The sequence below is a fragment of the Bradyrhizobium sp. AS23.2 genome (genome assembly GCF_001908185.1).
Lineage (GTDB): Bacteria > Pseudomonadota > Alphaproteobacteria > Rhizobiales > Xanthobacteraceae > Bradyrhizobium.
The window spans coordinates 1-10,845 of sequence record NZ_LGHM01000237.1 but is presented as its reverse complement, the minus strand read 5'-3'; the positions used below and the strand labels follow the sequence as shown (position 1 = coordinate 10,845).

The 10,845-nt window shown below is 58.6% G+C and carries 8 protein-coding genes, 1 tRNA gene and 4 pseudogenes; 4 read left to right on the top strand and 9 right to left on the bottom strand.

Annotation, left to right across the window (positions count from 1 at the left end; all coding sequences use genetic code 11):
• Nucleotides 1-320: 320 nt before the first annotated feature.
• Entirely contained in the window at nt 321-728 is a 408-nt protein-coding gene (locus tag AC630_RS38825; RefSeq protein ID WP_074123637.1) for a hypothetical protein, read from the bottom strand.
• 762 nt (nt 729-1,490) lie between these two features.
• A tRNA-OTHER gene (locus AC630_RS38820) sits at nt 1,491-1,562 on the bottom strand.
• A 179-nt stretch (nt 1,563-1,741) separates the two neighbouring features.
• On the opposite strand from AC630_RS38820, the gene AC630_RS44800 reads away from it, so the two are divergent.
• Nucleotides 1,742-2,038 carry a hypothetical protein gene (locus AC630_RS44800; protein ID WP_143198655.1) on the top strand — a complete coding sequence of 99 codons (297 nt, stop codon included), beginning with the start codon at nt 1,742-1,744 and terminating at the stop codon, nt 2,036-2,038.
• Between the two features lie 295 nt (nt 2,039-2,333).
• On the opposite strand, the pseudogene AC630_RS47525 reads toward AC630_RS44800, so the two are convergent.
• Nucleotides 2,334-2,930, bottom strand: a pseudogene (locus AC630_RS47525) (SGNH/GDSL hydrolase family protein); the annotation flags it as partial.
• Nucleotides 2,931-3,690: 760 nt separating this feature from the next.
• Between AC630_RS47525 and AC630_RS48555 the strand changes: the two are divergent.
• Nucleotides 3,691-3,792 (top strand): annotated as a pseudogene (locus AC630_RS48555) (PEP-CTERM sorting domain-containing protein); the annotation flags it as partial.
• A 424-nt stretch (nt 3,793-4,216) separates the two neighbouring features.
• Nucleotides 4,217-4,882 carry a hypothetical protein gene (locus AC630_RS38805; RefSeq protein WP_074123634.1) on the top strand — a complete coding sequence of 222 codons (666 nt, stop codon included), beginning with the start codon at nt 4,217-4,219 and terminating at the stop codon, nt 4,880-4,882.
• A gap of 1,499 nt (nt 4,883-6,381) precedes the next feature.
• Here the strand turns inward: AC630_RS38805 and AC630_RS48550 are convergent.
• Both AC630_RS48550 and AC630_RS38795 read right to left on the bottom strand, forming a co-directional pair.
• A pseudogene (locus AC630_RS48550) lies at nt 6,382-6,462 on the bottom strand (PEPxxWA-CTERM sorting domain-containing protein); the annotation flags it as partial.
• Nucleotides 6,463-6,767: 305 nt separating this feature from the next.
• Nucleotides 6,768-7,028 (bottom strand): hypothetical protein, encoded by a 261-nt coding sequence (locus AC630_RS38795; RefSeq protein WP_074123633.1) that lies wholly within the window; start codon nt 7,026-7,028, stop codon nt 6,768-6,770.
• Between the two features lie 497 nt (nt 7,029-7,525).
• On the opposite strand from AC630_RS38795, the gene AC630_RS38785 reads away from it, so the two are divergent.
• On the top strand, nt 7,526-7,750 hold the full coding sequence (locus AC630_RS38785) for a hypothetical protein (protein WP_074123639.1): 225 nt from the start codon (nt 7,526-7,528) through the stop codon (nt 7,748-7,750).
• Between the two features lie 358 nt (nt 7,751-8,108).
• Here the strand turns inward: AC630_RS38785 and AC630_RS38780 are convergent, their stop codons facing one another.
• The 4 genes and pseudogenes from AC630_RS38780 to AC630_RS38765 form a co-directional block, all read right to left on the bottom strand.
• Complete coding sequence (locus AC630_RS38780) at nt 8,109-9,002, bottom strand: 3'-5' exonuclease (protein ID WP_074123632.1); 894 nt, start codon at nt 9,000-9,002, stop codon at nt 8,109-8,111.
• A gap of 67 nt (nt 9,003-9,069) precedes the next feature.
• Nucleotides 9,070-10,173, bottom strand: a complete 1,104-nt coding sequence (gene dinB / locus AC630_RS38775) for a DNA polymerase IV (RefSeq protein ID WP_074123638.1) — start codon at nt 10,171-10,173, stop codon at nt 9,070-9,072.
• Nucleotides 10,174-10,258: 85 nt separating this feature from the next.
• A complete protein-coding gene (locus tag AC630_RS38770; protein ID WP_502691588.1) occupies nt 10,259-10,435 on the bottom strand; it encodes a hypothetical protein in 177 nt (58 codons plus the stop codon).
• Between the two features lie 189 nt (nt 10,436-10,624).
• Nucleotides 10,625-10,845: pseudogene (locus tag AC630_RS38765) on the bottom strand (LabA-like NYN domain-containing protein); the annotation flags it as partial.

The window sequence follows — 10,845 nt, the reverse complement described above, 5'->3', positions numbered from 1 at the left end:
CTCCAGCACGATACGGATCTTCTCTTCGGCCGAGTAGTGCCGGCGCGTTTGGCGCCGGATATCCTTCACGACTCGTTCTGCCGGCGCTTTGCCCGGTCCGGATTTCGGCTTCATCTTCGCTCCTTGCGGCTACGATGAACCAGAAATCCTCCCTTCGTGAAGTCCCTCAATTTGTCTCAAATCATCTGACGGCGAACACCCCGGTCGCAATCTCAGTCAAACTCCCGTCGGTTCACAAGGCCGGCGGGTTTTTCTTTGCCGGTTCACGCTGGCGGGCCTTTCCTTAGGCGATATCGCAAGCCTTTTGTCGAGCTGCAGTGCTAACGCGTCCGCAGTCGGGGAAGCTTACGGAGCTTGCCGAGATCGAGTGCTGGCGCCCGCGCCGTTGGCTTTGGGACGAACTCCTCCTCTTCGCAGAGGATGAGAGTCCCATCGAGTAATATTCCCGGGACATCTTCAGCCGTCGCGGTATATCGGCCTATCTTGCCGGCATACGTTCCCTCAATTGCCAGTTTCGAGTGGTCGGCGCCGAAGACGGTCGCATGGCCGGGCGTGTGTCGCTTGGTGTAAACGACAGCGGTAAATCGATCTCCCTCAATACGGCAAGTGCCGCTATAATTCATAATGCTGTCACAGCCCCAGATTTTGTCTCCCGCAACGTGAGCGATGCCGGTGCCTTGACCCAGGGGCGTCGTGAACCATGCCCGATAGGTGCCGTCTTTCAGCATGTGGAATGGCTCCTCAGCGGCGTTGCGAGAACGGGGAAGTCTGAGGCCAACACCGTTAAGGACTGGTGCATTTCTGGGACCGTGCAAACTCGGTGAAATTCCATAGTCGCGGTGCGCGATCTCCTTGTCCAAATTGTCGATCAGCCAGAGGCGCCCGCAAGAGGCTCGGGCAGCGCCTCGTTGAACTGGGCCAGCGTGAGGTGCAGCCGGCTAACAATGAGAGCGGCGGCGGCGAGAGTGGCCCGGAATTTTAGACGCGATGCAATCCGCATGATGTCACAATAATTTAGAGGGATTTATTCCTGTAGAACTGTCTTAGGGCAACACCACCGTCAACATCGCTCACCAATCTAAGCGCTCGGCTCTCTGCGGCATTTCCGCACACGGCTGAAAACTAGAGAATACTCATGATCGTCGGCGCATCGCCGCCCTGTGGCCGATACGCCAGATCGCCGAACCACGCGACCTTCGCGATGGGCTGGCTGTCTAACGTTCCGTAAGTAGGCTCGGCATGACATGAGGCCAAAGACGGGGGTCAAGTCACCCGATGCTAGAGGGCTTCCTGTGCAGCGCCGTCCGGTCTCCAGTGATCTGCTCGACATAGTTCGACAAGATCTGCTTGAGAAGCGGCGTTTCGGAAAGAAGAAACCTGGCTGGCCGCAGACCTTCCCGGCTGAAAGCCTGTGGCCTACACCGCATCATTCCCGCACGATCGGTGTAGCTAAATCGGTCCGTGTCGAAAGGCTAGGAGCTCTGATGTCTTGGAGCGAGCGGCGCGGGATCGAACCGGCATCTCCAGCTCGGAAGCTGGCGCTCTACCATTAAGCCGCCCGCAGATTGATCTGTTCGTTACAAGATAAGCTTGTCGATGCCCAGCTTGTTCTGAATTCTGGCGTAATCCGACGGTTCACTTTCTCGGGGAGAACGCAACTCCCCATGGCCGCCCCTGACTGGGTTAGGAACGAGATCGTCCGTATCGATCTATTCCTGCGAATAGCAACCCGGAGGACGAGATGTATCGGTTCACCGTTTGCTTGATTTTTCTAATGGCGTCTGCCCCTGCGCTGGCGCAAAACTATTGGCGTTCGCAAGGCGGTTTCGACTCTCGCCAACCAAACGGACCTGTAGACCTGCGTGTTGATGGGCGAGCAAACAAGCGCGAGGGTCTGCCACCTAGCGCCGCGGATAAAAGCAATGGCACCCATCAGAATCCAATTTACGAAAGTGATTGTGCCGAGGTTGACCAGCTAAATCCGAACGCTCGACAACGTTATCAGTCTCGTGTGCGCCGCGCTTGCGGCGACGAATGAAAAGACCGAAGAGAGCGCCGGAATACGGTCTCTGTATCTCGTGCTGAAGAGGAAGCGGCGTGCCGCGAGCAAAGCCCACCTAGGGCCGCCGGCCCCCTAGGGCTGCCTTGGAGGGAAGCTTGGGGGCCAGCGACCTTTCGGGCGCATGACTGTTAGCCCTGCGCATCACTGATGCTACCGGGACGTAGGCGCCGGACAATCGCAACTTTAGGCGGACCTCCGGGGCAGCTCCAGTTTAGCCCAAACAAAAAGACCGCCTTGCGGGCGGTCTTCCTGCTGCTCTGACGGGGCTGTATCAGGCCACAGTGAGCGCGGACGTTTGATTGCGCCGGCGGTGAGTTATGAAGCCAATACCGGCAAAGCCAAGTATTAACATTGCCCAGGTCGAGGTTTCGGGAACAGCTTGCGCAATGAACGCATCCGCAATCACTAGGTGTGCTGCGGCTGTCGGGTGAATGCCATCCCAATAGACGTATTGGCTGCAATCGGCGCCCGGGATAGCGCCGCAGGCATCGGTTGCATTGTTGAAGCCGAACGCAAATGGGTTGGCCGCAATCGAAGTCCCAAGGCCGTAGATGTCGAAGATCGATACGTCGTTGAAGGGAGCTAGAGCTGCGGCAAGCGCCAGGTTCATGTCCGTTGCCAACAACGATCCGAGCGCAGCCGATCCAGGTGGTTCCGCTGCCACGGCGGGCGCTACGCCGATATTAGGCGTATCCCAGACGACGATGTGTCGGGCCCCGCCTGCCTTGAGAGAGCTGACGATCGAAACGATATTGGCCGCGAGCGAAAGCGAAGTGTTCTGGATCGTTGTGGCGACATTTGCTCCACCGCCGGTCGCGCTGAGCGCGGCTCGTGCATCGTTGCCACCACCTTCGATCGCGTAAAGCGCAGTGGGAGAGGCAAGACGACCTGGTGTCGACGCGCCGTGATCATGGTCGACGGCTCGAGTGGCCGGGGCTGCAGCCCGGCACGCTCTATCCGTTTGCGGTGAGGACGTTCAAGAAGACCGGCACGACCGCTATCCGTCTACAGGCCATGTCAGTTCACTTGAGACCACGCGCGACGCAGATCAACCGGATCATCGACCGCATGACGGCGAGCAATGGCGGTCGAGTGAGCAGGGCGGCTCGGACGACCATGCCAAGGTCATTGACGGGAAGCCCGCCTGGACCCACCACTTCTTGACGCGGAAGTCGTCAATCCGTCCGGGCTGAGGCGGCGGTCCGTGGGCGAACGAGCCTGTTCGCTCCTTGCAGCGGCGAAGCTATAGCCGCCGACGGACGACAGATTGATGACGGGGACTTTTCAAGGGAGCCGGCCTGTGAGGTTAACTTGGCGGGCGTGGGGCCGGCGGCCTTTCGGGCGCATGACTTGTTAGGCCTGCACCAAGTGATGCTTTCGGGGTAGTCGATCCTGCTCGCGAGGCGCTTTTGCAGGTGAAACTGCGCCGGGCGATGCGCCCGCCTATTCGTTGAGCTGTCGCTGCAATCAATCGCTAGGAAGATAATCGGTTGCGCCATTGACAAGCAGCTATCAGATCGCGAAGAATAGTAACTATTAATTAATATTTAAATTGGGGATTTTAATGAAACTGAGGTTCATCGGTTTGTTCGCGGGACTTGCCCTGCTGGGCCCCGTTAGTTTCCACTGTAGCAGTGCCCTCGACGTGGGCGATGATGATCCTTGGCTTTAGCGGCGTCGGGTTCATGGCGTATCGTCGCCGCAATAAGTTGTCGCTTAGCGCGGCCTGATATCGATCTTGAGTAAAGGTAGAGAGCGTCTCCGGGCGGTCGTTTGTTTCAGAATTCCCGCCTCATCGCCGGATGCGTCCGGTTCTTCACCTTGATCCACACTAACGGGCGCGAGCGGATCGATTTACTCCAGCGCTTTCCACCTATGCATCTCTAATGACCGGTAGTGATGGTTCAATAGGCTGGGGTGCTCAGCGCCGTCAGCTCAGCAGATGGTATCTTCGGAAGATTCTATCTCACGCCCGTCGAAAGCCTGTTCACGGGGCAGCCCTTCGCGATTGTGAGTACCTACAGCTATTTGGAGGTGGTTGGCTACTTCTGCTTAGTTGGCGCCTTCATCTCTTGGCTGGTCGGGCGCGCAGTACGACGCATCCTTTCCGGTACGTAGGCGCTCTTGTGCTCGGCTGCTCTGAGAGGGAGGTCAATGTCAAACAACGACGACGATAACGGGGACGAGAAACCTCCTAAGTTGAGGGTCATCAGCGGCAACCCGAACGCTCGTGCTGACCGGCTGAAAGAGCAGGCGCAGGTAGCGCTTTCCCAGTTTGCCGCAGCGTTACTTCGCAGCATGGCTGGCTCTGACGCAGAGACAGCCTATCTCATCCGTCACCTTGCTTGCTTCGTCGAGACGCAAATCAATTTTCGTGAGGAAGCAGACCGGGGGCTATCAGTTGCGGAGCTGCAGGAGGCGCTCCGGCTACCGCAGCCAGAGCTTGATGCCTCCGGCGATGATTGGCGCTATCGTCACTGGCTCCGCGAGCACGGGATGGATGTAATTGTCAAAGGAGCGCTCCGCCTGGCAGCACATAAGGTCCTTGGCGAAGAGCCAGCCTTCGGCGGGATGCAGTCCGAAAGGGTGATTGAGCAGGGAATTAAGACGCTCGAGGAGTTGAAACGTCCCCCGCCGCCACTCAAACCGCGACCTCGGCAAGCAAAGGATCTGGCTGGCAGCTGGGATGATCTCGATCTTAGTCCACCTAAGGAGGAATCGAGGCAAAGATTCGGGAGCGACTGGGGTCTGCCCCAGCGCCCGGAGACTCCCGCTGAAGGTCAACCGGCCGACGCGCCGGATTTGACCAAGAAGACCTGAAGGAGCTTCGAAAGGCGATCAAGGCGAAGGACGACAGGCGGATTGCCGAGCTGACGGCAAAGATTGGCCGCCCCTCATTCGAGATCCCCAAATAGCCGCTGCACAATCAGCGACGATCGTTCGCGTCGTCAGAGCATGCGTCGTGAACCATGCCCGATAGGTGCCGTCTTTCAGCATGTGGAGTGGCTCCTCAGCGGCGTTGCGAGAACGGGGAAGTCTGAGGCCTGGTGCATTTCTAGGACCGTGCAAACTTTGTGAAATTCCAAAGTCGCGCCGCGCGATCACCTTGTCCAAATTGTCGGTCAACAGAGCCACCTGCAGGCTTGCCTCGGTTAAAATCCGGCCGGATCTTAGTCCCCGGAACGCGCGCGAGCTACTGCGCGTCGTGGGTGCGGAAAGTCATCCCGCCCGGTTGAGATAGCTGCGAAGCCGGCCAAGCTCGACAAGGTCTGCTTTTGACGCTCTTGGCCTTGATGGCTTCGCTGAGCTGGTGCTGCCTTTTATTATGCCAGTATTATGCCAGGCCTTCTCGGCCGCTCTAGTGGTCATGGCCCGAGATTAGGGGCGCATCGGGCAGAGGCCGGCCGCAGGATCTCACGAACTGGCGCCCAAGCTGTTGGCCGACGGGCTACCTTTTGCTGCTAATGAAGCTCAGCCTTCATTCTCCGCAACTTTGCAATTTCGCTGATGGTTTGCACTGCAGACTCCTCATCAAAATTCGAAAGCTGAAGGAAGCGCTCCTTCAATCTTTCGATCTTTCTATCGATGATGTCGCAGTGCCTGCACATAGTGGTCCCAATGCAATATTGACATGAAACGTCACACCAGACTTCACTAAGGGCTCTCATCGGCCTCATGCTCAGCGACTCGCAGAGCTCTATCGATAAGCTCACGTACTTTCCGGGCGGGCAGTAGTCCAAGCCTCGCTTCGATCGTGCTGACGCGGTCCCGCGCGCAAATTGAATAGGAGTACTGCCAACGGCCGAGGCAGTCTTGGTCTAGGCGATAGCTGGTAGGCAACTTGATACGCAGCGCTATAATAAAGCACTTGAGGTCTACGAAGTTCGGGCGAATGGCCGGTCCAGACTTAGTCTGTAGGCGATTGCGAGCCCGCCTAGTACCACCGGCCCCGTGGGATAGAAGGGGTTTGCGTAGGGCGGATTTGATAGGTTTGCGCCCCGTAATGCTAGCGGACCGTCGCGGCTAGGCAACTGCAACTTTAGACGGACCTTGAAATAAAAAGACCGCCCTAACGCCCGGCTCGAGCACGACGACTACGAGAAATCGCAGCCCGGGTGGCGTACCCGACGCACACGCCCAGCGCAAGAGCAACAACCACTAGGGCATATATGGCGAAGGGGTCGGTCATCAAAGCATCCTCACAGTCGCCTTATCGCTGATGATGCTGACGCGTGACTTACAAATAAAGAGACCGCTCGGGGGCCGTCTCTCAAGTCTGAAACTGACAATTCGACTGCGTTGAGCGCCGTCTGATTGTGGCGGCGATGCGCCGCGAAGCCAACACCAGCAAAGCCCAGGAGCATCATCGCCCATGTCGAAGTCTCAGGGACCGGTGACGCGATTGAGTTTCCGATGTCTGAACTGAAGCTGATAGTGTAACTTCTCACGGCGTGCTCGTGCTGAGCGCCGACGCCAGCAGTAGGGCCGAGCGCCGAGCCTGTCTTAACCCTTAGTGGCCTAATTTGAATTTGGGGTTGGCCTAATTCGTATTTGTCAGGTCCAGGTAAGGGCTCTGTGCGATGCACAAGCTCACGCGGGCCTAGCTTAATGGTAGAGCGCCATCTTCCCAGATGGAGGAACGGTTCAATTCCGGAAGCCCGCTCCAAAAATAAGGCCGCCTCAATTGCGGCCCCCTTCATCTAGTTTAGGTCGTCAGTCGATTCTCGCTCGGCAAGCGTACATAGGTGCCGCTTTCGTGCAGCTCGAGCCAGCCGCGCTCAACCGCATGCTGGATACCGGCGCCGAACTCCGGTCCGCTGGCCTTGAGCTTGTAGAGGAAGGGTGCGTTGATCTTCTCGATGTGGATGCGGCCATCTTGGACGGGCTCGATGCCAGCCGCGAGCTCGACGAGTTTTCGCGCGGCGGCTTCTGGGTTGGCAAAGGTACGTTCGGCGGCGAGTTTCATCCGTAACCCATAGCTGGCACAGTCGGCGTATTCCAATCAAAGTGTGGTCGGACATCGGCACCTCGTCCACAGCAAGCCCAGCAGACAAAACGCGACTCAAGATCCGATAACCGTACCTCGTCAGACCATTGATCCGCGCTCAACGCAACGTTTTGTCCGCACCGATAGTCGGCGCAGTAGACGAGGACGCCGCGAACGCCCATCGCCGCATCTGACCGAGCGTGATCTTGGTCGGCCGGCCGTTGGCTTCCGTAGGCGTGTGGCGGCGGACAGGGCGCGGCATGCCGTGATCACAGCGGTATCGTAAGCGCTGCGCAAATTATCGATTCCTAGTGGCAAGGAACGGCCGCGAGCTACCGCCTGTTGCGGATGTGGATAAATACGCGCTCGCGTGCGTCAGATCGTACTTTCGATAACCCGAAATTCTACTTGCGCCGTCGGGCAAAACAATGGTTCATAGGGTGCTGGTCCTAACTACGACAAGCGGAGCCAGCCTTATGCCGCACGAAGCCGAAGCGTCTTCTGAGCTGTCGAAGATCGTCAAACTCAACGGAGACTTCAGAAGGAACTACGGAACGCTAATCGGGGCGTTTCTGTATCTGCGCTCGATCAACGCCGCGCGCGGCCGTCCTTGGTTTTGGACCGGACTGGCCTCCATCCTTTGCTCTAGCTCTTTGGCGTGGTTCGGCAAGTACCTTCTGTGGCTTTTGGGCGGCGGATAGCGCCGTGGACAGCGTCACTATTTTATGTTGACGCCGTAATCGACGGCAAAAACTTGATATGATTGGCTCGGCGTCGTTTGCGTGAACAAGATCTCCAATGCGACGATCTCCGCGTAACCCCTGATGAGCCAGAGCCTCCCTTCGCAGCCCGCCTAATCAGTCTCAAATCATCTGACGACGAACAATCGATCGAGGTCTCCGGAGGCTTGACTCATGTACATCAGGCCCCGTTGCGGGATCGATGGCGGCGAGGGTCGGGGTGATGAGCGCCGATATGGCTAGAGCGACGGCTGTGACAAATCCAAGTCGCATTAGCGGATCTCCTGCCATTGCTAATGGCGAAAGCCTGCCCATGCCACTAAGATCTGATCGAAAACCGGTCGAACGCCGTCAGGGTCTGCAAGCGGGGCTCAACGTCGCGAAGATAAATCTCGGTCTTGAGGAACGTGATCTCGGCTTCCAGCTTGCTCTCGTCAATATCGACGTACCATGATTTTGGCTTGCCATCGCTGCCGTCACTCCATCGGTAGCCCCTCCGCTTCAGGGCGTCCTTGAGATCGAACGGCGATTGCTCCGCCCAGACCCGCATCGTCTTCTTGCGGGCTTGCTCGAGCAGCATAGCCAGTGCAGGTACGCCATTCGGCAGTTCGAAGGCGAGAACCTCAACAAGAGCATGGCAGTCATCGACGGCTCTATGAGCCTGGTGAAAGAAGCCGGCTCCGTTTAGTAGGTAGCCGAGGCGCGAGCCTTCGAAGCCGTGCTTCCGCCACTCAACCTCCGTCGCGGAACATCCCCAAGCTTTTCGCTGGAATATTTGCCAGTAGCGTTCGGCGAACTTTCGGTCGAAGCCTGCATTGTGAGCGATGACGATCACTGCATCGCCGACGAACGACGAGACAGCTCCCTCGTCGATCCGCTGGCCGGCGACCATTTCGGCCGTGATGCCGGTGAGGGCTGTGACCTCCGGCGGTATGGGCACCGATGGCTCGTTGAACGACGAGAAGACATCCTTGAGGCCCGCTATGCGACCGTCGGCTAGATAGTCGAACTTGACCATTCCAAGTTCGATGACCTCGTCCTTCTTCTGATCGAGGCCCGTCGTCTCAACGTCGAGCACGATGCCCGTCTTCGTGGCTTGACCGTTGGACGGAGCGAAAGTCTCCCGACGAGCCAAGCGCCGAAGAACTCGATAGTCGGTGGATTTGGCCAACGCCTCGGCCATGGCGGCCAAGGTTAGGTCGTTCTCGAGCATTGGGTATTTCGATCCTCTGGCTACGGCTCCCATGCATCACGGCTGGTAGCTGCAAATGTAGCCCGTGTCAGAGGCCGAAATCCAGTTGAGGCTCTAGGTCTTCCCCGATCTGTAGGGAAGACAGTGACACTCCCAAAAGGCGCACTGGCTTCGGAAGGGGCATGTTCTCCCGGAGTAGGCCGAGGGCCAGTTCCGCGAGATCCTGGCCGCTGGCGACAACCGACAGGGTGGATCGGCTGCGCGTGATGATCTCGAAATCTGCGAACTTCACCTTTAGGGTCACAGTTCGGCCCCGAGTGTCAGTGGACTCGCAGTGCCGCCAGATCTTTTCGATCAGCGGGGTGAGCTCGGCGACCATGGCATCGAACTCGATGAGGTCCGTCGAGAACGTATTTTCCGCGCCGACTGACTTGCGGATCCGGTTGGCTCGGACGGGCCGTTCGTCGACCCCGCGCGAGATCCAGTAGTAGTAGGCGCCCGCCTTGCCGAAATTCGCGTTCATAAACTCCAAGGTCTGGCTGCGCATATCGAGACCGGTGAAGATGCCGAGTGCATTCATTCTGGTGCTCGTCGCCGGGCCTATCCCATGGAATTTACCAACGGGCAGCGTCTCCACGAAGGAGCGGCCCATCTCGGGCGAGATGACGAACTGACCGTTTGGTTTGCGGTGATCGGACGCGAGCTTCGCTAGAAACTTGTTGTAGGAGATACCGGCCGAGGCGTTGAGGCCTGTCTCGGCTTTGATCTGTTCGCGGATGAGCAGGGCGATATCCCGCGCAAGCGGGATGCCCTGAAGGTTTTCGGTCACTTCGAGATAGGCCTCGTCGAGTGATAAAGGTTCGATGATCGGCGTGTGCTCGGCGAAAATCTCGCGGATTTGGCGACTGATGGCTTTGTAGACTTCGAAGCGGGGCTTAACGAAGATCAGGTCCGGACACTGACGCTTTGCAGTGACCGACGGCATAGCCGATCGGACCCCGAACCTTCTGGCCTCATAACTCGCCGCGGCCACGACTCCTCGCTCCGCGGAGCCGCCGACGGCAACCGGCTTGCCACGAAGCTCTGGATTGTCGCGCTGCTCGACCGACGCATAGAAGGCATCCATGTCGATGTGGATGATCTTGCGGTGGGGCGCCAGCAGGGCAGGCTCTTCATGATCGGGCGAAGCCATCGGCGGATTATAGCCGCCCGCGATCAAGCCGTCGCTTTCCTCAAGCCGTCTTTGGGCATCGCCGCCCGTTTACGTGGGGACGGGATTAAGCCGCCAGAATCGTCTCAGAGGAACGCGCGAACCGGCTCTCCAACATCGCGATCGATGTTCGGAGGTTGTCCCGGCGGGCTCTCAGTGTCAGCGCCAGGATAGGGTAGGTGAGGCTGGTTGGGTCGGCATCGCCGGCCTTTCGCTCCTCGTCCTGGATGTCGGCGTCCAACATTTGAACCCGCCACTGCAGGTCGGAGATGAGAGCGTGGAGGTGCAGGGGCATGGTCGCATCGAAACGGGACGTTGGCTGCATGTGATCGCCTCAATCTGAAACAAACCCCGCTGAGGGGCTTGGCTTTGGGCGTAGTGCAGCAAGAGGGGTGCCAAGGCGGGGGCGGCGACCGGGCCACCCGAGCAGAGCTCACTCTTGAGGGGCATTCCCCTTCGGTTCCTGTAAGAACTTCGGTAGATGACCGCGTCCCTCGCGCTCGCTGCGGTCACGCGGGGCGGGGCGTTCGGACGGGTCGCGGCCAAGCTTGGATTGCAGCTCGACGAGGTCGGTGAAGACGTCGGCCTGGCGGCGCAGCTCATCGGCAATCATCGGCGGCTGGCTGGCGATCGTGGAGACCACGGTGACGCGCA